We start from the raw sequence: 22,199 nt of genomic DNA, 5'->3' as shown, positions 1-22,199 counted from the left end.
ACCATAGGCAAAGAAGGCCACCACTGCGTGCAGGGCCAGACATTCACCGGGAAAGAGATAGAGAGGACAAAGGCATGAGCACCGCACAAGAATTGAAAACTAATAAGTCCGCCTGGAACAAGGGGTTCTATTGGGGCATGTCCGAAGAGGGCCCGTGGTATGGCCCTCACGCCTCACACGAAGAGGCCCTTGAAGAAATGTGGCAGGATGGCTTTGGCGAAGAGAGATTCGAAGAAATGAAACTCGAAAAAGTCGATGACTCCAATTACACAAAAGAGAAATTCCTTACATCATGGGAATGGGTCGGATGCTTTGAGCATGGTCCTATTTCAACTGAAATCTTCGATGCTGATTATGTCTTAGAAAGCCTCGAAGAGAAGAACGAGGATCAGGTCTGGTGGGAAGCGCCTCCAAATTGGCCGCAAGAGGCGAAGCGCGAGCTTGAACAGATGCTGGGCGATGCCCTGTTCCGGTGGATCGAAAAGCACAATCTCTGGGGGCAATTTTTGTGCCTCAATAGCGCCACACAGGAGCAGAGCCATGACTGACATCAGCAACGACAGCCTGACGCAAATCGAGCAGCTGATGCTCTGCGTTGAAAACGATCTTTCTGAGCCGTGCCTAGATACGCTTTGGGATGAAGTCAAAGCCTTAGCCGCTGATCGGGATGAATGGAAAGAGGTAGCCGGTTCTCTCAAGGCATCAACCGAAGCCCTCTCCGCCCGCCTACAGGAGCTAGAGGCCACGATTGAAGGCTGGGAAAGCCTGTGTGATTTACGCTTTGATGAGGCCGAAACTTGGAGAAAGAAGGCGGCGGAGCTAGAGGTCATGCAAGGCGTCGTGAAGCCGCTGCCGAGAAACAACCGTAAGATTCCTTGGGAACTCGATTGGTTCTTTCTGGAGAAGCTTCACAAAGAGGCAAACAGCTATGAAGACGGGAGCGCATCTCACGTCGCCGTGGAGGCCATTGCATTGGCTGTAGAGCGCGAGTTTGCCTTCACCACTCCCCCAGCCGACGCCATAGCAGAGGCGGTGAAGGTTGAGCGGGAGGCGTGTGCATACATCGCCTTGAATGCGTGCCTCGTACCTCCTGACGGCGGATCACCTACCGAGGCCGAGGCAGCAGTTTGTGACGAGGCCGCAAGGCGTATCCGCGCACGTGGGGAGGAAGCGTGATGAGCAAACTGAAACAGGATATCGAAAACGTCCTGCAAAACGTCATGGACCCGCATTCGATGGCTATCGGCTCCAGCGACGTAGCGGAAGCAGTGGATGACATGCTGTCGATCATTGCCTCAGAGGTTGCCGCCGAAACCGAAAGCATCCTTCAGGTGATTAACAAGATTGAGCCCGGAAACAGGCGATGGATCAATCGCAAAGACTTGATCGAGAAAATCAGAGCGCGCAAGGAGCATTCCGATGAGATTTGACCCTACCGAAGCCGCCCTGAAACATTCCTGCATAGCCGGCGCCATCAGTTTTTTAGCTCTAGCACTTGCCGCTTGGATTTCATGGGGCGAACACCCAACAAAGGTTTCTGTGCTGATCTGCTTTGCTGGAGCTGTATTCTACACGGGCCGCGAGCTCTGTGACCTAGATAAGCGCTACGGCTGGAAACTAGGCCCAATCAATGACGATGGCGACCAATGGAACAGCGCAGAGCTTATCCTGCCGCTGCTAACCTGTGCGGCCATGGCGGGCGCTGTCTGGATGATGGGAGGGGTGTGAGATGCGAGACGACACAGAAGCACAGGAATTCGACTGGCCTCGCGAGATTTGGGCCGCGGCAATTGATCACTCCGAACACGAAATGTCCGGCACTTACGTCACATCGGAGTTTGCAACGGTGCCCCGATGGGAGGGCGATCCAGAGCGCGACCGCCCAATGAAGGAGTATGTCGATAAGGATATTGCGGATTGGTGGGAGAAATACCACCGTGAGCGTTTAGCCGCGAAGACTGAGGTTATTGCGCGGCTTGAGAGCGAAATCGCCACCCTCAAAGCCGCCCTCGCCCCCTTTGCCAAGATGGTGAAGGACAACGGTTATGACGGAACAGACCACCGGAAACTGGCCGTGACCGGGCGCACAAGCAACCGGACGCACAAGAACGCTTACCTGGCACTGCAAGGGCGTTATCCGCTGATTGGTGCCACCACGGCGCTAAGGAAGGAGTGAAATATGAGAGCTTCACAGATCACACCTGAAAAGGTCAGGAACATCATCAAAGGCGTGGAAGCCGCGGGGCGCGAAGTGACGCGCATCGAGATTGACGGCGTCACGGTTGTTCTCAAAGGTGACAATGAAAAACCGGCGCCAGAAAAATCAGGTGTTGGGCTCGGGGGTGTGAATTGGTCCGCAAATTAACTGACCTTCCCTATGTCGTTGACAGAACAGCGAAAAAGAAACTTCGCAATGGCGGCCTCAAGGAGTATCGCTATGTGTACTTTGAGCGCAATGGGTCACGGATCAAGCTGCCATTCCCCGAGGGAAACGAAGACGAATTTTTGAGGGCCTATCAGGCCGCAAAAACCGGCGTGGATGTTGGAAAAAAGATAATCCCCAAATACACTTACACCGAACTTATAAAGCACTACAAAAAGTTCAGCGTCACTCCAGAGGGAAGCAAGCGCAAAAAAGGTTGGACAGATCTCAAGCCGCGCACCCGCAAGGACTACGAGGCTTGCTTTGACTACATCGATCGCAACATTGGCGACAGCGACTTTCGAAGAACCATCCGCACCGACATCAAAGGCGCGATGAAGGCAAACATTCACCGCAAGAAATTCGCAAACAATCTCAAGCAGGTGTGGTCAATACTTCATGAACACGCGATTGACGAGGGGTGGCGAGAAACCAACGCCGCGGCCGGAATCATGAAGTTCAAGACGGGGGACGGACATGTCCCGTGGCCTGCGGATATTCAGCTGAAATTTTGGAACAAGGCCGGAGAGTTTGGCGAGCTTGGCTATCACGTTCGGCTGGCCATGATCCTCTATATCGACAGCGCACAGCGCGGCGGCGATATTCTCGACTTCAAATGGTCCGACATCAAAGATGATGGGATCAGCATCGAGCAGAACAAGACCGGTACAAGCGTGTTTATCCCGCTAACAGATTGGTTGAGAGATGCGCTTGACGTAGAGAGAAAGCGGCAGCTGTCATTGAAGCTGATACCCCTGCCCCCGAATGACTATATCCTCCAGGGGCCGCGTGGTGGAAAGCTGAGTTACAACACCCTGAATGCGCGCTTTGTGAAGGTGCGCAAGTCGGCAGGAATCGACCCCAAGTACAAGTTGCATGGCTACAGATACACGGGCGCAAGCGAGTTGGGTGCTGCTGTTGGTCGATCGGGAGCTTCAGTGACCGGACACCTCACCCCCGAGATGTTCGACAAATACGCGGGTGACGGAATGCGCCGCGCCCAAGCAATCAAGGCCCAATCGGTACGAAACGAAAACAGAACGGGCCGAGAACCTTTAAAACCGACTTTAAAACCGTAATTTCGTGTTGCAGCCAATTTTGAAAATCTCTAAGGAAACCAGCACGCGGAGAGGTGCCGGAGTGGTCGAACGGGGCGGTCTCGAAAACCGTTGTCCCTTCACGGGGACCCAGGGTTCGAATCCCTGTCTCTCCGCCATTATCTTCCCATTTCTAGCGACAGGCCGCTGGTGCTTGTATTAGCCCCTGACCAAACACGTCGTCTTGCCCCGGCGCGCCAATGTCGCGGGTAATCGTGCGTAGGTCTTCTTTAACCTCTGCGACCGAAAGCTCTTTCCAGCCGCTGTTGGCTGCAATGGAGGCTGTCACGAAGGGCGTTGCGGCCGAGGTGCCGCTGAGGATGCGTGTGCCGGTGCTGTCTTGCACCAGAATGTCGACACCGGGGGCGGCAACATCGATCTGTGCGCCCTGCACGGCCCGATCATAAACCTCAAGTGCGCTATCTACCGCCGTTACGGCCACAACATAGGGAAAGGCCGCCGGAAACTGCGGCGGGGCGCTGGCGCCTTGATTGCCGGCCGCAGCGACAAAGATCATGCCGTCGCTGGCGGCACGCTCCATACCACGGTTGAGCAATTTGTTACGCGGCCCCGCGAGGCTGATGTTGACGACTTCGACATCCTGCTGTGCAAGCCAGTTCACCGCCTCAAGCATCGCGCTGACACCTGCGGTCGTCTCTCCGTCTGGGCCTTGTTCCACCACACCAGCGCTGAAGAGCACCGTATCTGAGAGACGCCCCTCTCCAATCAAAAGGCTTGCCATCTGCGCGCCGTGCTCGGCGTTGGCAGGGGGCTGAGGAGCGACAAAAGAGTTTTGCACAACCCGCCCTGAGGCCAGATGTTCGTGCGCTTGGGGCAGTGCCTTATCTATCAGGCCGACGCGACGCACCGCGCGGCAGCCGTCGTCCCGCCATCCGATCAGACCATTCGCGTAATTGGCGCCGGATGCGGTAAATGGGTTGGCTTGCAGGCGATACACATGATGCGCCCCCGCGGTGACCCCCGGCACGGCCTCCTCGATCTGCGTAATTGCTTCGGGTATGGAGAGCCCTTCGGGAATCGTGAAGGCGACCAGCACGTCGCCAAGCTCTTCAAGCGGGCGCACCGACCGGGTGACATAGCCAAGGTTTTCGGCGTTGCTGATAAGCTCATCTGGCGCGCCGGCAACCATGACAATGAGTTCGCGTGTGTCGCGCACGTCCGCGCGCGCGACGGTAGAGGGACGTGAGCCGACACATGCGGTTAGCAACAGCGCTCCGAGCAGAACTCCGATAAGTCTGGACATGCACATTCCCTCACCTGTTTGGGTTTAACCCCTATCACGGTCGTGCCACGAGGGTAACGATATCTGAGCTCTCCAAAAGAATTTTTCCATCAATGAGAGCTTGTTGCGTCTCAAACCTCACACGAAAGAGCCCCAAGGCGCTCGGCCCATCCGCCAATTGCGCCCCAGCATTATCCAGAAGAGTGCCAATTTCAGCGATGCTGGCCTCTGCCTCGAACGCGATGGCCAATTCGATAGCCGCCTCGGGCTGAGACGCTGTTTGAAATCTTGACTCATTGGGTGCAAACGACGGCGCAATAAGGAATGCGCCCTGAATAAGTACGGCAACGCCAAGGGCAATGGCTGCGATGCGCCAATAATCTGGCTGCTTGGGGGCGGATGTTTCGTTGGATTGAGGGGCATCTGCCAACGCAACCTCCAGACGCCGCCAGCCAAGTTCACCCGGCGGCATGCCTGTCGCAATCTCGGAAAGCGCGGGTCTGAGGCCTTGCTGTAGGGAGATCTCCGCGCGCAGTTTGTCGTTGTGCGCCATCTCCCGTTCGATCTCTTCTACAAGCGTCGGTGCCGCCTGCCCGCGTACAAACGCGCTGACGTCTTCTTCGCTGAACCTATGTTCCCATTCATCGCTCATCGATACTCTCGCTTACTTTAGGCACATCGCGTCGCATGACACGTCTGCCCATTGGTCGACTGGCGCTTCACAAAGGTTCAAAATTACTGTTCCCCTTTGGACAGGCAGCGCATCAGAAGCTGCTTGGCGTGAAAAATGCGCGATTTGATAGTGCCTTCTGGCACGTCTTCGATCTCAGCGATTTCCGCGTAGGTCAGCTCTTCAAAGTAGGACAAGTGAATCGCCGCGCGCTGGCGCTCTCCAAGTTTGGTGATACACGCACGCAAGCGATTGGCATCCTGAGCGGCGGCCACCACGACCTCGGCGATTGGGGCTTCATCCGGAACCGTGTCATCCGCGTCCCTCAGATCGAGCCGCCCGTGTTTGCGCAAGTGGTCGACCACTTTGTTGCGGGCGATGGACAGCATCCAAGACCTGACAGAGGCCCTGCCCTCGTAACGTGCAGCGGTCCGCCACACAGTGATCATCGTTTCATGGACAATGTCATTGGCTTCGAACTCATCACTCAACCGGCTGCGCACAAAGCGCCAAACAGCTTCCGAATGCGCCTCATATAAAGCGCGCATGGCTGTCTGGTCACCTGATGCCACACGGGCGATCAGCGCGCTTTCGAGATCATTTTGCAATGGGGAGCTCATGAGGTTCGGAACAGTGCTCTCAATCAATAAAACACCCGTATTTTCTGTCACCTAAGGTGAGGCTGTCAACCGCTGCTGATGCTGGAATTTCGGGTCCTGATGATGAGTTCCACGCTGCCGTTTCAAGTTGGATGGCCAACACATGGCCGATCAAAATGTTCTTCTGTGAGAAAAGTCACATTTCTTGCAGAGACCCTCTGGACGTCCCCGAAAAGCAAAGTTATACCCGCCACATCTTCTGAGCCTGCTCAGAGATAGATGTTCCGGCGTAGCTCAGCGGTAGAGCAGTTGACTGTTAATCAATTGGTCGTAGGTTCGATCCCTACCGCCGGAGCCATAAAAAGCCCTTAGGTCTCAACGACCTGAGGGCTTTTTTGCTTTTAGGAGCGCTTGCAGATTCGTTTAGCGCTGATGATGCGCCTTTTGTACCAAGCAGCACCCTATTCCGGATCGCGCACCGAAGTGACCACCTCTTCCGCGTTGCAGCCGATTTCTTCCATGCAGATCGCCCCGAGCGTCTTGAGCAGCGACGCCCGCTCTTCGCTTTCCAAGACGCGGTTGGCATGCATCGACGTGATCACCGTGCGGGAGGGCAGCGCCGCGGTAAAGCCGCTGCCTTCGGGGACCACGACCCAGACAATGGCGGCCTCAGCGTCAAAAACACGCTGGGTGAGCGCACCGATGCGGGCCTTGAGGCTGGTTTCCACTGATTTCGGCACCTGCCCCGCCTGAACAACGCACATCACAGGGATCACCCCTTCTTGGCCGTCCTGCGGGTATGAAGGGCACTTAGACATGAAACTTCGTGGGAAATGGCGTGCTGCCGGTGTGGGTCTCCCGGCGCGCGTAATTTGCGCCGGGAGGAATGGCTCTTGTGATCAGCCCAAAGCGATCTGACCCGAGAGGACTCATTTGATCAGATAGAGCGTCAGCTCCGGTATGAACGTCACCATCATCAACGCGAGAAGCATCAAGAGGATGAAGGGCACCACAGAGAGGCTGACCTCAGCAAAGCGCTTCTTGAAGGCGCCTGAGGCTACCAGAAGGTTGAGGCCGATGGGCGGCGTCAACAGGCCGATCTCTAGGTTGATGATCATGATGATGCCAAGCTGGATCGGGTGCACACCAAAGTGCTGTGCCGCCGCCAGCATGACCGGCGCAAGCAGCAGGACTGCGGACACCACGTCAATCAGACAACCGACCAAGAGCAGCGCCACATTGAGTGCAAGCAGGAAGGCGATCTTGCTGGAGATCACGGTTTGCAACCACTCCGCAAAGGCGCCAGGAATGCCTTCGATGGCCAGCACCGATTTCAGCGACAGGGCCACGGCCACAATCGGGAAAAGTGTGCCGAGCATCACCGCTGTGGAGACCGCCTCGTCAAAGAAATCTTTGGCCGAAAGCTCGCGATAGACCAGCAGCTCCACCAAGATGGCGTAGCCCACGGCCACGGCGGCGGCCTCGGTTGGTGAGAAATAGCCGGTGTAGATGCCGCCAAGCAGGATCACCGGGGTCATCAGCGCAAAGATCCCTTTGCGCACCGCCTCCGCCAGCCGCGCCACAGAGAATGTGCCGCGCTCGTTTCCGAGGTTGGTGGTCATGCTGTAGATCGCAAAAATCGCGGTCAGCAGAATGCCCGGAATGATCCCTGCGAGGAAGAGGTTTGCCACATTGGTTTCGGTGACAATCCCGTAGATGATCAGCGGGATCGACGGTGGGATCAGAATGCCCAGTGTGCCCGCCGAGGTGACCGCGCCAATAGCGAATTTCTCGGTATAGCCGGCTTCTTTGAGCGCCGGATACATCACCACGCCCACTGCCAGCAAAGTGGCCGCAGAGGAGCCGGAGACGGCCGCAAACAGCGCGCAGGACAGCACCGAGGCAATGCCAAGCCCACCGGGCATCCAGTCTGTTGCTGCGCGCACCATGGCGATGAGGTCACGTGCAATGGAGCCGCGCGACATCAGCTTGCCTGCGATGATATACATCGGGATCGCTAGCAGGACGTGGTTGTCCATCGAGGACCAGAGGTCTTCGACCACATAAAGGATATCGCCTCCGGCCCAGACCAGCTGGATATAGGCGGTCACCACAAGAAGAATAAGAATGACGTTCTGGCGCAGGATCAACAGGCCCAGAACGATGCCAATCAGAATGAGAGCGTCCATATCAAGCGGTCCTCAGCTCGTCTTTTGCCTGAGGACTCAGTGCAAATATGGCGTGTTTGATGGCAGAGGAGATCATCGCGTAAGGCACCACGATCTGCACCGGCCAGAGCATCAGATTAACAACCGGAACACGGTCGCCAAAATCGCGGGATTCCAGAACGAACTCCACCGCGTAGTAAGCAATCACAGCAAAAAGCACCGCCGAGATCAGATCTCCTATCCGGTCAATCGCTTTGAAGCGCAGAACACCGTCAGCAAATTCTGGCCGGAAATGCGCACCGCGCCCCGTGGCGAGCGTCAAACCGATCATACCCGCAAGGATGCTGCACAGAATTGCGGTCTGTTGGGCGCCCCAGAGGGATTGAGAGAAAAACTCACGCGCGACAACATCCGCCAGCAATAGCAAAGTGGTGGCGGCATAAGCCGCCGCCGCCACAATGGCCTCTGCTTTCATCAGAAAACGTAGAAGCAACATCATAGACTTCAGGAACCACAGGCCACTTTGGCCGCGTTGATCTGCTCCAGAATGGAGACAGCCTTCGGACCAAGCTGCTCTGCCAGTTCTTCGCGCAGACCATCCGCAGAAGCACGCCATTCAGCCGCTTCCTCATCGCTCAGACGCGCGACAGGCAGCCCTGCGCCTTCAAGTTTGCCCAAGAGCGCGCCTTCGGCCCCAAGAACTGCCGCAGACAGCGCCGCGCCACCTTCGGTGAAGGCAGACAGCCATTCTTTTTCCTGATCGCTCAGCTTGTTGTAGCTGCGCTGGGACACGGCGACGGTGCCAATCAGGCGGGTGTGGTTGCTGACGGTGACATTGGGCGCCACTTTATGCGTGCCGATCGCGATGCCAAACACGCCCGGCAGGAATGCGGCTTCGACGTTACCGGTCTGCAGCGCCGGGATGGTGTCAGAAGTGCCCATTGGTACGCCAACCGCACCGATCTTGCGGGCGAAGAGCTCATCGGCGGTGGTGGCAGCCACGCGGACCTTGCGGCCTTCAAGAGCGGACGGGGTGCGCGCCTCGTCTTTGGAGAAGACGATATAGTTGCCAACTTCCATCCATGTCAGCGGCTCCAGACGGGCTTCGCGCAGGCTTGGGCCGAGAATTTCGCTGAGGTGGTTGAAGGCCACACAACTGCCCTGCTCAACGCTGTCATAGAGGAAAGGCGAAGACACCAGATCCATCTCCTGACCGATCAGGGACAGCGGAATGTTGGACACAAGCACCAGATCGACGCGGCCTTTCATGCCTTGGCGCAGAATTGTCTGCTCGTCGCCCAGCTGCGCATCGCCGATGACTTCGATTTTCATCTCGCCGCCGGACTCTTCTTCGATCTTTTTCGCCACGCCTTGTGCCCACTGACCCCATGGGGACGACAGCGGCGCAACGGTGGCCAGTTTCAAAGTGGTTTCCGCAAACGCTGTGCTGCTCATAACGCCCAACGCGAGCGCACAGGTGGTGGCGAATTTGGTAAATTTCATCGGCTTACTCCTCGTTCTTATCCGATCGGAGGAAGGCAGATTGAGAAACCGTTATGCGTTGCAAGCTCTTGCTATCACATCATAAACAAGCTCTCCCTCAAGCGCAGATATGCTTAAGGTTGGCTAGATGCAATCACGCAGACAAATGCTGCGCGGCCTGCCCCAACGGTTTTCAGACGCCTCCCTGGTCCTCCACCGGTATTTATGCGGGAGAGCGAAATCGGATGCTATGTCGTCATAGGCCAGAATTTTGACAATTTAGGACATCAAGGAAATACACAAATTAAATCAGCGCGTTATATGGTTAACCTCAGAGCCTCGTTCGCACGGTAAGCGTTGCGAAATGGCGCCCACGCCTTAAAGGCTCTTTGCCAAGGTGCTCGTTTGACGGGCAGTCCCCTTTTTCACGCAAGACATTAGGAAAACGCGGGGTCGTATGGCTTGCACCTGACCGGAAAAATCGGACATATGTGAAGCACTGTGACGATCGCCTGTTGTATAGGGCGCTTTCGGACGTACTGGAGCAGTTTTGGAAGACAAGATCTACCATACGGCCAAGCTCAACGCGGCCTTGGCAGCATTGGAAAAACGGGGCATCGACACGGCGCATGTCTTTGAAGGCACCGAGCTTGAGCCTCATGCATTGAAAGACGGCGCTCTGCGCGTCTCGTCAGCGCAGATATTGCATGCCCTCAGGAATATCTCTGAACGGTTTTGGCATCCGCATTTGCCTTATGAGATCGGCAGCCACATCCGAATTTCTGCTTACGGCATGTACGGTTATGCGGTGCTTTGCAGCACAAACTATCTGGAGACGGTGGCTTTTGCGCGCAAGTTTCACCACCTCGCGGCACCGACGTCCCGACTGGCGTTTTCCTTTGAGGACGGCGCACAGGGATGGGAAGCAGAACCGCTTGGCGCGGCTTATGCGGATCGGGCGTTTTATACCTTCCTCGTGAACCTGCAGATGGGCATCTTCAATGCGCTGCACAATGATGTGGTCGGGGACCGATTTCACTCAGACCTGATTGAGTTGCGCTATCCTGAGGACAGCGATTACACTTTGCCACCGCAGGCCGCCAAAGAAATCCGGTACGGGGCCGCGCAAAACCGGTTCCATGTGTCATCCGATTGGTTTGAGCGTCCACTTGAGCGCGGAAACACAGTGATATTTCAGAGCGTTGTGCAGATGTGTGAAAGGGAGCTTTCCGAGCTTAGCCAACAAAATGCCATCTCCGCTCAGGTCCGCAATACTCTGCTGCAAAGCGGTTATTTGTCCTCCAGCATGGAAGAGATTGCTGACCGAATGAACCTCACGAGCCGCACCCTGCGTCGGCATCTGAAGCGCGAAGAAACCACCTTTAGCGAGATTGTCGACATGACGCGCACCGAACTTGCGGTGAAATACTTGCGCGAGGCGGATCTGAGCATCGAAGAGATCGCCCGTGTTCTGGGCTTCTCTGAGACCGCAAGCTTTGTGCGGGCCTTTAAGCGCTGCACCGGTAAGACCCCCAAAGCCTACCGGATTTCTGCATAAGACCACGCGCCAAGATCTACTCTCGGCGCGCGCGGGATTTTAGCTATCAGAGGACGGTGCGTAGGCTGCCGGATCCACATGGCTTGGGCGGCCGGGCAGAGACAGCGCGGCCACCTGTAGGTCGTTTTGCGCAATCACCTTACCGCTGCGGATCACCGCCAGACGATGCGCCCGCAGGCGGATCGCTTCAATCGGGTCTTGGGCCTGCAAGAGCACCATATTGGCGCGACAGCCCGGGGCCAGACCGTATCCTTCCAGCCCCATTATTTTGGCGGAGTTGGTGGTCACAGCCTCAAAGCACCAGGCCATATCCTCGCGGCTCGATAGTTGGCCAACGTGCAGCCCCATGAAGGCCACATCAAGCATGTCCGCCTTACCAAGCGAATACCACGGGTCCATCACACAGTCAGAGCCAAAGCCCACGGTGATGCCCGCATCACGCAGCTCGCGCACACGGGTCTGGCCACGGCGTTTGGGATAGGTGTCATGACGGCCCTGCAACATGATGTTGATCAGCGGATTGGGGATCGCGTGCACCCCTGCTTCGACCATCAAGGGGATCAGCTTGGACACATAGTAGTTGTCCATCGAGTGCATGGAGGTCAGGTGAGAGCCAGCCACCCTGCCCTGCAGCCCCAGCCGCTGTGTCTCATAGGCCAGCGTTTCGATGTGGCGGCTGTGCGGATCGTCACTTTCGTCGCAATGCATGTCGACCATCAGACCGCGCTCTGCCGCAATCTCACAAAGCTGACGCACGGACTCTGCGCCATCGGCCATAGTGCGCTCAAAATGCGGGATGCCGCCGACCACATCCACACCCATATCAAGCGCACGAATGGTGTTTGCCATAGCTCTCGGGTCGCGTAGCACGCCGTCTTGTGGGAAGGCCACGAGCTGCAGATCAATGTAGTCCTTGACCTGCTCGCGCACCTCCAGCAGCGCCTGAACACCTTTGAGCTCATCATCGCAGGTGTCCACATGGGTGCGGATCGCGCCAAGCCCCATAGAGGCCGCCAGATCGCAATAGCGCATGGCGCGCGCGATGATGTCCTCAACGCTTTGGATCGGTTTTAACTCGCCCCAAAGCGCGATGCCTTCCAGCAGTGTTCCGGAGACATTCATGCGCGGCGTGCCAAGCGACAGCGTGGCGTCCATGTGAAAATGCGGATCCACAAAGGGCGGCGACACAAGATGCCCGCCTGCGTTGATCACCTCTTTGGCCTCAGCTGTGATGCCCGCCTCAACAGCGGCAATCACACCTTCCTTCACGGCGATGTCCTGCCCCTTGCGCCCATCCGGCAGCGTGGCGTTTTTGACAATCAGATCAAACATCTCTCAATCCTCAACGTTGGCCTTTGAACCATGGCGCCAGAAGCGCGCGCGGATAATCGGCGCGGCGGGCGGCCACAACAAGGGCAATAATGGACAACACATAAGGTGCGGCCAGAAACGCCTGGCTTGGGATCACGGCGCCAACTTCGGTTTGCAGGCGCACCTGCAACGCGTCAAATGCCCCAAACAGCAAGGCCCCCAGCAAGGCTTTTCCCGGCCGCCAGCTTGCGAAGATCACAAGCGCAATGCAGATCCAGCCGCGCCCGTTCACCATGCCAAAGAAGAAAGCATCAAAGGCCGACATGGTGAGGAACGCGCCGCCAAGCGCCATCAGCGCGGAGCCGGCCACAACCGCGCCAATCCGCAGGCCGTAGACAGATAGCCCCTGCGCGTCGACACTGTCCGGATTGTCGCCCACCGCCTGAATCGCAACGCCAAGCGGCGTGCGGTAGAGCACATACCAAATGACCACGACCATCAGCAGCGCGAGCCAGGTCAGCGCTGTTTGTTGGAACAGCACTGGCCCCAGAAACGGCAAGTCAGACAGCACCGGAATATCAAGCGCGCGGAACGGCTCGATGCGTGGTGGTGAAGAGACATTGGGCAAGGCGGTGCGGTATGTGAAATAGCTCACTGAGGTTGCAAAAAGCGTAACCCCAAGGCCCGAAACGTGTTGGCTGAGCCCCAATGGCACGGTCAGCAGCGCATGGATGAGGCCAAAGAAGGCCCCCGCTCCTGCGGCGACCAAAACCCCGCCCCAAAGACCTGCGCCCAGCCAAACAGCCATCCAGCCCGACATGGCACCAGCCACAAAAATCCCCTCGATACCAAGGTTTAACACGCCGGACTTCTCACAAAGAAGCGCACCAAGAACGCCAAAGATCAGCGGGGTTGCGATGCGCAGAGAGGCGGCCCAGAAGCTTTCGCTCAACAGGATGTTCAGAATATCCATCATGCGACTTCTCCTTTGCCGGAGGTCACCCGCGCGATGCGGAACCGGGCGAAGAAGCCCCGATCAGCACGCAGAGCAAAGACATCGCCACCACCAGATCCGCCAGATATGACGACACACCCATGGCGCGGCTCATGGAATCTGCCCCAACAAAGACCGACGCAATGAACAAAGCGGAGATCACCACGCCCACCGGCGATAGACCGGCAAGCATCGCAACCACAATGCCCGTGTAGCCAAAACCTGGCGACAGATCAGCGGTCAGATAGCCTTTCAAACCGGCCACTTCGCTCACGCCCGCCATGCCAGCCAGCGCGCCAGAGACAATCGCGACGCTCATCATGGTGCGGTTCACGGGAATGCCTGCATGGCGTGCGGCAGCCGCGTTTTCACCAACCGCGCGCAGCTTGAAGCCCCACACGGAGCGGGTAAGCATGAATTGCGCCACCACCGCACAAACCAGCGCGATAATCAGCCCGCTGTGCACACGCATCCGCTCCATCAGCGGCGGCAACATGCCTTGATCCAGAATGGGCGCGCTTTGCGGCCAGCCAAGGCCCATGGGATCCTGCAAGGGACCTTCCAGCATATATTGCAGAAAAATCAATATGATGAAGTTCAAAAGCAAAGTGGTCACCACCTCATCTGCGCCAAAGCGGGTCTTCAGCGCAGTGGAGGCCACCATGCCTGCTGCTCCCGCAGCACAGCCGCAGAGAATGATGGTCGGGACCAGCACAATGGCGGGCACATCAAGAAACCCGGCGCCCACAGCCACCGCAGCCATGGCACCAAGATAAAGCTGGCCTTCGGCACCAATGTTCCAGAGCCGCGCGCGGAACGCGAGCGCAGCGGCGAGCCCGGTGAAGATTAAAGGCGTCGCGCGGGTCAGCATTTCGGTGAAAGCAAAGGTGGAGCCAAAGACCCCGCGAAACATTTCGCCGTATGCTGTGCCGACATTGGCTCCCGCAAACATCAACGGCACCGCGGCTAAGGCCAAGGCTATCAAGGCTGACAGCACCGGAATGCCCAGTGTGAGCGCGCGCGACGGCACATTTCGTGGCTCGATGCGGATCATTCGTATTCTCCTGCCATCATCAGACCGATTTCCTCTCGGTCTCTTGTAAAGGCTTCGATCAGCTCACCGTCGTGGATCACCATGATCCGGTCCGACAGGCCAAGCAGCTCGTCCAGATCTTCGGAGATCAACACCACACCGGCCCCTTGTTTGCGCGCCTCAAGCAGGCGGCGGGCCACCTCGGCAGCCGCCCCCATATCAAGACCGCGTGTCGGCTGGTTGGCCAAAATGAGCTTGGGCGATTGTTCAAACACCCGCGCCAGAATGAGCTTCTGGATATTGCCGCCAGACAGCAGCCGTGCGCGCGCGCTCACGCCTGGGCCGCGCACGTCATAGGCTTCCGTCAAACGCGCAGCGTTCTCAGCAATCGCCTCACGTTTCAGAATGCCGCCGGACTGCACTTCAGGATCATTCAACCGCTCGATCACCATGTTCTCGGCCACACTCATGGAGCCGACGATGCCGTCATGGTGGCGGTCTTCGGGGATGCGCCCCACACCCGCTTTGATCATCGCAGAGGGGTTTCCATGGGCAATCGCTTCGCCGTCGATCTTAAACACACCGTTGCTGGGGATGTTCAGACCGGAGATCAGCCCAGCCAGCGCGCTTTGCCCGTTGCCCGACACACCGGCAATGCCAAGGATTTCATGGCGCGCGACCTGAAAGCTTACGTTTGTCAGGCTGTCGCGTTTTGAGCGGCCCGTCACTGAGACCTTTTCCAGGGTCATGATGGGTGCGCCCGGCGCCATCTCCTCGCGCTGGGTTTCGGGCGTATCCGCGCCCACCATCATGCGCGCGATGCTGCGTTCATCCGCATCTTTGGTGGCGATCTCGCCCACCTTCACACCGTGCCTCAGCACTGCGATGCGATGGGAAAACGCAAGCACTTCGCGCAGCTTGTGAGAAATAAAGATCACAGACAATCCGCGCTTTGTCATCGCGCCGATGTTCTCAAAAAGCGTGTCCGCCTCTTGCGGCGTCAACACAGCGGTCGGCTCGTCCAGAACCAGAATACGCACATCGCGGTAAAGCGCCTTCAGGATCTCGACACGCTGCCGTTCCCCCACTGATAACCGCCCGACAGGCACATCCAGAGCGACCTGCAAGCCTGTGTCAGACATGATCTTTTCGATCTTACTGCGTGCCATAGCACTGTCGCGACGCAACCGCCAAAGCGGCTCTGAGCCGAGCACGATATTGTCGAGCGCATTGAGGTTTTCGGCCAAGGTAAAGTGCTGGTGCACCATGCCGATGCCCGCGGAGAGCGCTGCCTGCGGATGGCCCAGCGTGAGTGGCTCGATCGCGCCGATTTCGTTGCGCACATCAATGGCGCCGCTGTCCGGCAAGTAGTGGCCGAAAAGCATATTCATCAACGTGGTTTTGCCTGCGCCGTTTTCACCAAGCAGCGCCAGCACCTCACCCTGATGCAAATCAAGGCTCACGTCGTCATTGGCCACAACCGAGCCAAATCGCTTGGAGAGCCCTTTGAGGGATAGAACAATTGTCTGTGTCATGGATGTGTGAGGCCGGCGGATGGCCGGCCTCCTATGTCATCAGTTGTCAGACACGGGGCGTGCGTCGTTCACGTTCACACGGAACAGGCCGTCCATGATCTCGGTCTCCTTGGCACGCACAGCATCGACCACCTCGGCAGGCACCAAGGCTTCATCCAGAACCAGAGAGCCGCCGCCGTAAGCCATGTAGCTGTATTGACCATAGTCAGCCGCCTCAAAGCTGCCGCCTTTGACGTTGGCGATGGCTTTGTCGATGGTGGCTTCCATGTGCCACAGGGCTGAGGCCAGAATGGTGCCCGGATAGTCACCAGAGGTGTCGATCACGTTGCCCACGGCCTTCACACCGCGTTCCACAGCCGCGTCTGACACGCCAAAGCGCTCCGCATACATCACGTCCGCGCCCGCATCCATCATCGCAAAGGCGCTCTCTTTGGCTTTGGGTGGATCATACCAGCTGTCGATGAAGTTCACGATAAACTTGACCTCTGGGTTCACTTCGCGCGCACCGTCCATGAAGGCATGCATCAGGCGGTTCACCTCAGGGATCGCATAGCCGCCGACCATGCCGATCACATTGCTCTCGGTCGCCTTGCCCGCAATCATGCCAGAGAGATAGCTCGGCTCGTGGATCCAGTTGTCAAACACCGAGAAATTCGGTGCGACCGGACCAAAGGACGACCCCATCAAGAAGGCGGTTTCAGGATAATCCTTTGCCACTTTGCGCGCGGCGCGCTCAAGGCCAAAGACTTCGCCAACAACCAGCTGCGCGCCCTGCTCCGCATATTCCCGCATCACGCGCTCATAGTCGGAGTTAGCCACATTTTCAGAGAATGTGTATTCGATATCGCCACGCTCAGCCGCCGCGTTCAGCGCCTTATGAATGCGGCTGATCCATTGCTGCTCAACGGGCAGCGTGTAGATCGCAGAGACTTTGACCGCGTCTGCCACTGCCGCACCTGCGCCAGCGACCAGACCAAAGCCCAATGCCGACGCCAGCAATAAGCGCCGGTTTAAATTGCCTATTTTACTCATCTTTTTCCCCTGTTGGTGGCTTGTGAAACAACCGTTCGTGTTTTTACTTCTTGGTCAAGTTTCAGGTAGGAGCACGTTAACACATTTCCTCCGCCGCCCAAGAGCTTTGCCAAAAAAAATGGCACAGCTCAAAATATGCGCGTTTCTAAGGGGGAGCGCAGGGATCGGGGTAGCTCATGTCCTGCGAGTTCGCCTTTCCGAAAACTAGCCTTCGGCAATGGCCCTAACAGCTTCAGAAACAGCACGCTTGGTCAGCTCCAGATCAGCTTCTGTCAGCGCCAGCGACGGGTAGAGTTTGCCCGGAGATTTAAACACGCCATGCGCGCGCAAGGTGGCATTATAGAGTGCGTTTTTTTTCGGCACATCGTGCTGCGCGCTGCGATAGTCCCGGCAAGGGGACCCGGTGAAATAGAGATCAAACAGCGTTTCATCTCCGACGATCTGATGGGTGATCCCAGCGGAGGTGAGCGCATCGCGTTGCACATCCTGCAGCCTGCGCCCGGTTTCACGCAGCTTGTCATAAGTTCCTTCGCGCCGCAGCACCTCCATGGTCTTCAGCCCCGCTGTGGCCGCAACGGGATTGCCGGACAAGGTGCCAAGCTGCATGAGCCATTTTTCCGGGCCGATGACGGGCTTGTCAAAATGCGCCATGATCTCGCGACTGGCCCCCAGCGCTGCGAGCGGAAAGCCACCCCCGATGATTTTGCCAAGGGTGCAAATATCTGGCGTCACGCCATAACGGTCCTGCGCTCCGCCATAGGCGAGCCGAAATCCGGTGACAATTTCATCAAAGATAAGCATCACGTGGTGCTTGTCACAGAGCGCGCGCAGCCCCTGCAGGAAACCTGGCTCCGGCGGGATGATACGTTGCAGCGGCTCCACGATGATTGCCGCGATATCCGCATGTTCTGAGAGTAGCGCCGCCACCGCGTCCAGATCATTAAAGGGCGCGATCAGCATCTGATCGGCCACGCCTTGCGGAATGCCTGCGCTGTCCGGCACAGCTTGCGGAAAATTCACGCGCTTACTTGGGGCAAGGCTCATCTGCGCCTCTGCACTCATCCCGTGGTAGCCGCCCTCAAACTTCAGAATCTTGTCGCGGCCGGTATAGGCCCGCGCCAGACGGATGGCATACATATCCGCCTCCCCGCCAGAGGTGACAAAACGCACCTGCTCACAACAGGGCACCGCCTCTACGATCGCTTCTGCCAGTTCGATGCCTTTGGTGTTGTTGGCGAAAAACGTCATGCCATTCGGCAGTTGCTCAAGCACGGCCTCCATAACTTCCGGATGGCCATGACCCAAAAGCATCGGACCGGAGCCAATCAGATAGTCGACGTATTCCTTGCCGTTTTCATCCCAAACCCGGCTGCCCTCACCACGTGCGATGATAATGTCTGCGTCAAAATTGCCAAATCCCGCCGCCGGCAGAACTTCCTGCGCGCGCGCGATCCACTCCGCTTGGCTGTGCACTCTGTTCATCATTCACTCCAGCTCTAAAATTGGCGATCCCAAGACATCCAGATCCGGTGCTACCCCCAATCCCGGCCCTTCCGGCGGCGCAATGCGGCCCGCGCTGCGTGTCGGCGCCTCAGGGCATAGTCGCGGGCTAACGTAGCCTGAAAGATCACAGGTGTTCAGCAAGGAGCCTTTGGGAGTTGAGGCCGCAAAATGCAGCGCCGCGGCGGTCACAATGTCTGAGCCCCAGGTGCATTCAGCACAAATCTCAGCCCCAAGATGCACCGTGAGATCCCGTGCGCGGCGCATGGCGGATAACCCGCCAAACTTGGAGAGTTTCAGGGCCACCGCATCCATGATGCCAAGCTCATAGGCCTTCAACAAAGAGCCAAGATCATGCGCGCCCTCATCCAGTTTCATGGGCAAACCTGAGGCCTGTCGCACCGCCGCGCAGTCCTCAAGCGTCTTGCAGGGCTGCTCCAGCATCACATCCAGATACGCCACCGCCCGCCCTGTGCGCGTGGCCTGCAGGCGCGTGGCCCCGCAGTTCCAGTCGCCATAGACAATCGGCCCCATGCCCACCGCCTCACGCACTTTGATCAGGCGTTCCGCATCCGCTTGCCAGTCTGCATCCGCGCCCAGCTTCACCTGAAACTGCCTGATGCCTGTGGCGTAGGCTTCCTTGGCGATCCTTGCCATCTCATCCGGCGCAATACAGGTGATCGAATGATAAAGCGGCATATCCCGCCGCGTCCGCCCGCCAAGCAAGGCATAGAGCGGTTGCCCTGTGATCTTCCCCCAAAGGTCCCAGAGCGCGATATCGACAAGCGATTTGGCATGCGGGTGGCCGATCAGATGCGCATCCAGTCGGTGCATCAGCGCATCCACGCCTGCCAGCTCGGCCCCGAGGATTTCCGGTGCCATCTCGACAACCGCACTGGGTACACCCTTTGCAAAGGCAGGCAGGTAATGTGGGATCGGACAGACTTCGCCCCACCCCTTCAGGCCCTCTTTTGTCTCAAGACACAGCACATGGCTTTCCACGGTCGTGCAGCTTTTGCCCTCAGCCATGTAGTAGTTTTCATGGCTGGTCAGGTCCACGGACCAGAGCGAAAGCTTGACTAAGGACATGTGGCCACCTCGCGCGCATCCGCTCTCGGGCGCAGGCTATCCGGATCATAGGCCGGTTGCCCAAGCACACGCGCCTGTCGCGGCTGCCCATGAATGACCACCTCCAGATCAGTGCCGGGTGCTGCGGCTGCTGGCTTCACATAGGCAAAAGCGAGAATTTTGCCGAGAGTTGGCCCATATGCGACAGAGCTTGTTGCCCCGACAACCTCACCATTGTGCAGAACCGCCTCGCCGCTATGGCCGTCAATTTCCCCGTCCGGCTCAATTTCTAGGTAAGCACAGACCCAAGGCAGATCCCGGTTCAGGGTCAGCTCCCGTCCGAGGAATGTTTTGTCCGCGCGCACAAACCGCAACACGTCTGCCTCCGCCAAAGTGACCTCATTGGTCAACTCGCCCGCGCCTTTGAAACCCTTCTCCATGCGCATCACGTTCATGGCGAAGCTGCCATAATCCGCGATCCCATGCGGCGCGCCAGCAGCCCAGAGCGCGTTGTAAACGTCCAGACAGGCCTCGGCAGGCATGTGCAACTCCCAGCCCAACTCTCCGGCATAAGACATGCGCAGTGCCCAGAGCTGATGGCCAGCAACAGTGACCTCTTGAGCAGACAGCCAGCGGAACGCCACGTTGGACAAATCTGTTTCCGTACAAGCGCCCAGCACGTCTCGGCTCTTTGGTCCGTTGAGCGTCAAAGCCGCCCAGGCTTCTGAAAGCGGCGTCACCACCACCTGCGCGTCAGTGCGGTTGTGCGCCAGATGGTCCAGAAGGCGTTGTTCAAAAAACGCAGCACAAACAAGATAATACCTATCTTTATTCATGCGTAGGATTGTTATTTCCAGCTCGATCCGTCCCCGCTTATTCAGCATATGGGTGAGCGTGATTGCCCCATCTTTCTGCGGCATCCGATTGGCGGTCAGCCTGTCCAAAAGCGCGTAGGCATCCGGGCCGGACACCTCAACTTTGGTAAACGCCGTGACATCCATGACGCCGACCCGTTCCCGTACCGCCTTAACCTCCGCAGCGACCATGTCGTCCACTGCCGTGCGACGGAAGGAGTAGTGATCCTGCTGCGCCACGTCGCCCTGCGCAAACCAGCGCGGGCGCTCAAAGCCATAGACCTCCTCATGCACCGCCCCCTTGGCTTTCAAAGTCTCGTAGAGCGGCGAGGGTTTGATCGGTCGCCCGGCCAAGCGGTTGTAATGCGGAAACGGGATCTCATGACGCAGGCAGTAGTCTTCCTCCGCCTTTGTGACTTGCCATGCTTTGCTGGCGTAGCTGCCAAAGCGGCGCGGATCAAACTCCCGCATGGAGATATCCGCCGCCCCATGCACCATCCAGCGCGCCAGTTCACGGGTCAGCCCCGGCCCCCAGCCGATGCCGATTTGCGTGCCGCAACAGCACCAATAATTGCGCACGCCCGGTGCAGGCCCGATCAGCGGATTGCCATCTGGCGGATGGCTAATCGCGCCATGCACCTCTCGCTGAATGCCCAATTCCGCAAAGATCGGCATCCGGTTGAGGCTTTCCTCAAGCCAAGGCATCACGCGGTCATAATCCGCGTCAAACAGCCAGTTTTCGTAGTCCCAAGGGCAGTGATCATGCCAGACGGAATTCGGATTGCTCTTCTCGTAAATCCCGATTAGCCCGCGTTTCTGCTCCATCCGGATATAGCCAGAGACCTTGCGATCATCGCGGATCACCGGCAGTTCGCGCTCAAGCGCTGCGAATTCCGGCACAGGTTCTGTGACAAAATAATGATGCGTCATCGAGGTCATGGGAAGTTGCAGGCCGGACCATTCGCCCATCTGCCGCGCATAGGTTCCGCCCGCATTCACCACATGCTCACAGCGGATGGTGCCCTGCTCGGTTTCAACCAGCCATTCGCCACTTGGTGCCTGGGTGATGTTGGTAGCACGGCAATGGCGGATGATCCGCACGCCCTTTTGACGTGCGCCTGCCGCCATGGCCATGGTCACATTTGTAGGATCCACATGGCCATCATCGGGCGTGTGCAGCGCCCCCAAAACGCCCTCAAGGTTATAAAACGGATGGTGTTTGGCGATCTCATCCGGCCCGACCAGCGAGATATTGAACCCCAGCGCGCGGCCCACCGACAGCGTGTGGCGCAGCCAGTCCATTTCATCTTCGGTATAGGCCAGCCGGAACGAGCCGCAACCATGCCATGTCACAGGTTGGCCGGTCTCCGCCTCAAGCGCGCCGGAATAGAGACCAATGTTGTAGTCCACACATTTGCCAAGGCCGAAGCTGGAGGTCGAATGGGTGATCTGCCCTGCCGCGTGCCAGGTGCTTCCGCTGGTCAACTCGGCCTTCTCAAGCAGAACCGTCCCTGCGCCCCAGCCCTCATGGGCCAGATGATAGGCCAATCCAACGCCCATCACACCGCCACCCACGATGACCACCCGTGCCTGAGTAGGAAATTCCGTTGCCACGTCCGCTTCCTCCTAGCGC

Annotated in this window: 23 protein-coding genes and 2 tRNA genes; 10 read left to right on the top strand and 15 right to left on the bottom strand. The window is 57.9% G+C overall.

Annotation, left to right across the window (positions count from 1 at the left end):
* Positions 1 to 74: 74 nt before the first annotated feature.
* From ACO07T_RS13730 to ACO07T_RS13695, 8 genes are all read left to right on the top strand, one after another.
* Positions 75 to 548: a hypothetical protein gene (locus ACO07T_RS13730; RefSeq protein WP_422049878.1), complete on the top strand. Its 474-nt coding sequence runs from the start codon at positions 75 to 77 to the stop codon at positions 546 to 548.
* Entirely contained in the window at positions 541 to 1,176 is a 636-nt protein-coding gene (locus tag ACO07T_RS13725) for a hypothetical protein (protein ID WP_422049877.1), read from the top strand. Before ACO07T_RS13730 ends, ACO07T_RS13725 begins: the two co-directional genes overlap by 8 nt.
* Entirely contained in the window at positions 1,176 to 1,430 is a 255-nt protein-coding gene (locus ACO07T_RS13720; RefSeq protein ID WP_422049876.1) for a hypothetical protein, read from the top strand. Before ACO07T_RS13725 ends, ACO07T_RS13720 begins: the two co-directional genes overlap by 1 nt.
* A complete protein-coding gene (locus ACO07T_RS13715; RefSeq protein ID WP_422049875.1) occupies positions 1,420 to 1,728 on the top strand; it encodes a hypothetical protein in 309 nt (102 codons plus the stop codon). Before ACO07T_RS13720 ends, ACO07T_RS13715 begins: the two co-directional genes overlap by 11 nt.
* 1 nt (position 1,729) lies before the next feature.
* Entirely contained in the window at positions 1,730 to 2,176 is a 447-nt protein-coding gene (locus ACO07T_RS13710) for a hypothetical protein (protein ID WP_422049874.1), read from the top strand.
* Positions 2,177 to 2,179: 3 nt separating this feature from the next.
* The gene (locus ACO07T_RS13705) at positions 2,180 to 2,365 is read left to right on the top strand and encodes a hypothetical protein (protein WP_422049873.1); all 186 of its coding nucleotides are present in this window, start codon (positions 2,180 to 2,182) and stop codon (positions 2,363 to 2,365) included.
* A complete protein-coding gene (locus tag ACO07T_RS13700) occupies positions 2,350 to 3,501 on the top strand; it encodes a tyrosine-type recombinase/integrase (protein ID WP_422049872.1) in 1,152 nt (383 codons plus the stop codon). The genes ACO07T_RS13705 and ACO07T_RS13700 overlap by 16 nt, the downstream gene beginning before the upstream one ends.
* 47 nt (positions 3,502 to 3,548) lie before the next feature.
* Positions 3,549 to 3,638 (top strand) — tRNA-Ser (locus ACO07T_RS13695).
* Between the two features lie 14 nt (positions 3,639 to 3,652).
* Here ACO07T_RS13695 and ACO07T_RS13690 read toward each other — a convergent pair.
* The 3 genes from ACO07T_RS13690 to ACO07T_RS13680 all read right to left on the bottom strand — a co-directional run bounded on the left by ACO07T_RS13690 (position 3,653) and on the right by ACO07T_RS13680 (position 6,040).
* Entirely contained in the window at positions 3,653 to 4,783 is a 1,131-nt protein-coding gene (locus ACO07T_RS13690) for a S8 family serine peptidase (RefSeq protein WP_422049871.1), read from the bottom strand.
* A gap of 34 nt (positions 4,784 to 4,817) precedes the next feature.
* Positions 4,818 to 5,414, bottom strand: a complete 597-nt coding sequence (locus tag ACO07T_RS13685; RefSeq protein WP_422049870.1) for a hypothetical protein — start codon at positions 5,412 to 5,414, stop codon at positions 4,818 to 4,820.
* A gap of 83 nt (positions 5,415 to 5,497) precedes the next feature.
* Positions 5,498 to 6,040: an RNA polymerase sigma factor gene (locus ACO07T_RS13680; RefSeq protein ID WP_422049869.1), complete on the bottom strand. Its 543-nt coding sequence runs from the start codon at positions 6,038 to 6,040 to the stop codon at positions 5,498 to 5,500.
* Between the two features lie 274 nt (positions 6,041 to 6,314).
* Between ACO07T_RS13680 and ACO07T_RS13675 the strand changes: the two genes are divergently transcribed.
* A tRNA-Asn gene (locus ACO07T_RS13675) sits at positions 6,315 to 6,389 on the top strand.
* Between the two features lie 103 nt (positions 6,390 to 6,492).
* On the opposite strand, the gene ACO07T_RS13670 is transcribed toward ACO07T_RS13675, so the two are convergent.
* The 4 genes from ACO07T_RS13670 to ACO07T_RS13655 all read right to left on the bottom strand — a co-directional run bounded on the left by ACO07T_RS13670 (position 6,493) and on the right by ACO07T_RS13655 (position 9,702).
* Positions 6,493 to 6,849: a hypothetical protein gene (locus ACO07T_RS13670; protein ID WP_422049868.1), complete on the bottom strand. Its 357-nt coding sequence runs from the start codon at positions 6,847 to 6,849 to the stop codon at positions 6,493 to 6,495.
* Positions 6,850 to 6,960: 111 nt separating this feature from the next.
* Positions 6,961 to 8,220, bottom strand: coding sequence for a TRAP transporter large permease (locus ACO07T_RS13665; protein WP_209062765.1), 1,260 nt, complete (start codon positions 8,218 to 8,220; stop codon positions 6,961 to 6,963).
* Between the two features lies 1 nt (position 8,221).
* Entirely contained in the window at positions 8,222 to 8,695 is a 474-nt protein-coding gene (locus ACO07T_RS13660; RefSeq protein ID WP_422049867.1) for a TRAP transporter small permease, read from the bottom strand.
* Positions 8,696 to 8,703: 8 nt separating this feature from the next.
* Positions 8,704 to 9,702: a TRAP transporter substrate-binding protein gene (locus tag ACO07T_RS13655; protein ID WP_422049866.1), complete on the bottom strand. Its 999-nt coding sequence runs from the start codon at positions 9,700 to 9,702 to the stop codon at positions 8,704 to 8,706.
* 529 nt (positions 9,703 to 10,231) lie between these two features.
* On the opposite strand from ACO07T_RS13655, the gene ACO07T_RS13650 reads away from it, so the two are divergent.
* Positions 10,232 to 11,239, top strand: a complete 1,008-nt coding sequence (locus ACO07T_RS13650) for an AraC family transcriptional regulator ligand-binding domain-containing protein (RefSeq protein WP_422049865.1) — start codon at positions 10,232 to 10,234, stop codon at positions 11,237 to 11,239.
* 39 nt (positions 11,240 to 11,278) lie between these two features.
* Here ACO07T_RS13650 and ACO07T_RS13645 read toward each other — a convergent pair whose 3' ends face one another.
* From ACO07T_RS13645 to ACO07T_RS13610, 8 genes are all read right to left on the bottom strand, one after another.
* A complete protein-coding gene (locus ACO07T_RS13645; RefSeq protein ID WP_422049864.1) occupies positions 11,279 to 12,571 on the bottom strand; it encodes an amidohydrolase family protein in 1,293 nt (430 codons plus the stop codon).
* A 10-nt stretch (positions 12,572 to 12,581) separates the two neighbouring features.
* Positions 12,582 to 13,523, bottom strand: coding sequence for an ABC transporter permease (locus ACO07T_RS13640; RefSeq protein WP_422050510.1), 942 nt, complete (start codon positions 13,521 to 13,523; stop codon positions 12,582 to 12,584).
* 25 nt (positions 13,524 to 13,548) lie between these two features.
* Positions 13,549 to 14,598, bottom strand: coding sequence for an ABC transporter permease (locus ACO07T_RS13635; protein WP_422049863.1), 1,050 nt, complete (start codon positions 14,596 to 14,598; stop codon positions 13,549 to 13,551).
* Positions 14,595 to 16,112 (bottom strand): ABC transporter ATP-binding protein, encoded by a 1,518-nt coding sequence (locus tag ACO07T_RS13630; protein ID WP_422049862.1) that lies wholly within the window; start codon positions 16,110 to 16,112, stop codon positions 14,595 to 14,597. Before ACO07T_RS13630 ends, ACO07T_RS13635 begins: the two co-directional genes overlap by 4 nt.
* Before the next feature lie 39 nt (positions 16,113 to 16,151).
* Positions 16,152 to 17,144: a BMP family protein gene (locus ACO07T_RS13625; protein ID WP_422049861.1), complete on the bottom strand. Its 993-nt coding sequence runs from the start codon at positions 17,142 to 17,144 to the stop codon at positions 16,152 to 16,154.
* A 204-nt stretch (positions 17,145 to 17,348) separates the two neighbouring features.
* Positions 17,349 to 18,626 (bottom strand): aspartate aminotransferase family protein, encoded by a 1,278-nt coding sequence (locus tag ACO07T_RS13620; RefSeq protein WP_422049860.1) that lies wholly within the window; start codon positions 18,624 to 18,626, stop codon positions 17,349 to 17,351.
* A 3-nt stretch (positions 18,627 to 18,629) separates the two neighbouring features.
* Positions 18,630 to 19,733 carry a mandelate racemase/muconate lactonizing enzyme family protein gene (locus tag ACO07T_RS13615; RefSeq protein ID WP_422049859.1) on the bottom strand — a complete coding sequence of 368 codons (1,104 nt, stop codon included), beginning with the start codon at positions 19,731 to 19,733 and terminating at the stop codon, positions 18,630 to 18,632.
* On the bottom strand, positions 19,724 to 22,180 hold the full coding sequence (locus tag ACO07T_RS13610; protein ID WP_422049858.1) for an FAD-dependent oxidoreductase: 2,457 nt from the start codon (positions 22,178 to 22,180) through the stop codon (positions 19,724 to 19,726). The genes ACO07T_RS13615 and ACO07T_RS13610 overlap by 10 nt, the downstream gene beginning before the upstream one ends.
* Positions 22,181 to 22,199: the final 19 nt, after the last annotated feature.

The organism is Shimia sp., assembly GCF_965227725.1.
Taxonomy (GTDB): Bacteria; Pseudomonadota; Alphaproteobacteria; order Rhodobacterales; family Rhodobacteraceae; genus Shimia.
This window is presented reverse-complemented; position numbering and strand designations above follow the sequence as displayed.

Bases quoted from the DNA above. Each gene is read 5' to 3' on its own strand.
- ACO07T_RS13730 (WP_422049878.1), top strand. From the start codon at position 75: ATGAGCACCGCACAAGAATTGAAAACTAATAAGTCCGCCTGGAACAAG.
- ACO07T_RS13725 (WP_422049877.1), top strand. From the start codon at position 541: ATGACTGACATCAGCAACGACAGCCTGACGCAAATCGAGCAGCTGATG.
- ACO07T_RS13720 (WP_422049876.1), top strand. From the start codon at position 1,176: ATGAGCAAACTGAAACAGGATATCGAAAACGTCCTGCAAAACGTCATG.
- ACO07T_RS13715 (WP_422049875.1), top strand. From the start codon at position 1,420: ATGAGATTTGACCCTACCGAAGCCGCCCTGAAACATTCCTGCATAGCC.
- ACO07T_RS13710 (WP_422049874.1), top strand. From the start codon at position 1,730: ATGCGAGACGACACAGAAGCACAGGAATTCGACTGGCCTCGCGAGATT.
- ACO07T_RS13705 (WP_422049873.1), top strand. From the start codon at position 2,180: ATGAGAGCTTCACAGATCACACCTGAAAAGGTCAGGAACATCATCAAA.
- ACO07T_RS13690 (WP_422049871.1), bottom strand. From the start codon at position 4,783: ATGTCCAGACTTATCGGAGTTCTGCTCGGAGCGCTGTTGCTAACCGCA.
- ACO07T_RS13685 (WP_422049870.1), bottom strand. From the start codon at position 5,414: ATGAGCGATGAATGGGAACATAGGTTCAGCGAAGAAGACGTCAGCGCG.
- ACO07T_RS13670 (WP_422049868.1), bottom strand. From the start codon at position 6,849: ATGTCTAAGTGCCCTTCATACCCGCAGGACGGCCAAGAAGGGGTGATC.
- ACO07T_RS13665 (WP_209062765.1), bottom strand. From the start codon at position 8,220: ATGGACGCTCTCATTCTGATTGGCATCGTTCTGGGCCTGTTGATCCTG.
- ACO07T_RS13660 (WP_422049867.1), bottom strand. From the start codon at position 8,695: ATGTTGCTTCTACGTTTTCTGATGAAAGCAGAGGCCATTGTGGCGGCG.
- ACO07T_RS13655 (WP_422049866.1), bottom strand. From the start codon at position 9,702: ATGAAATTTACCAAATTCGCCACCACCTGTGCGCTCGCGTTGGGCGTT.
- ACO07T_RS13645 (WP_422049864.1), bottom strand. From the start codon at position 12,571: ATGTTTGATCTGATTGTCAAAAACGCCACGCTGCCGGATGGGCGCAAG.
- ACO07T_RS13640 (WP_422050510.1), bottom strand. From the start codon at position 13,523: ATGGATATTCTGAACATCCTGTTGAGCGAAAGCTTCTGGGCCGCCTCT.
- ACO07T_RS13635 (WP_422049863.1), bottom strand. From the start codon at position 14,598: ATGATCCGCATCGAGCCACGAAATGTGCCGTCGCGCGCGCTCACACTG.
- ACO07T_RS13630 (WP_422049862.1), bottom strand. From the start codon at position 16,112: ATGACACAGACAATTGTTCTATCCCTCAAAGGGCTCTCCAAGCGATTT.
- ACO07T_RS13625 (WP_422049861.1), bottom strand. From the start codon at position 17,144: ATGAGTAAAATAGGCAATTTAAACCGGCGCTTATTGCTGGCGTCGGCA.
- ACO07T_RS13620 (WP_422049860.1), bottom strand. From the start codon at position 18,626: ATGAACAGAGTGCACAGCCAAGCGGAGTGGATCGCGCGCGCGCAGGAA.
- ACO07T_RS13615 (WP_422049859.1), bottom strand. From the start codon at position 19,733: ATGTCCTTAGTCAAGCTTTCGCTCTGGTCCGTGGACCTGACCAGCCAT.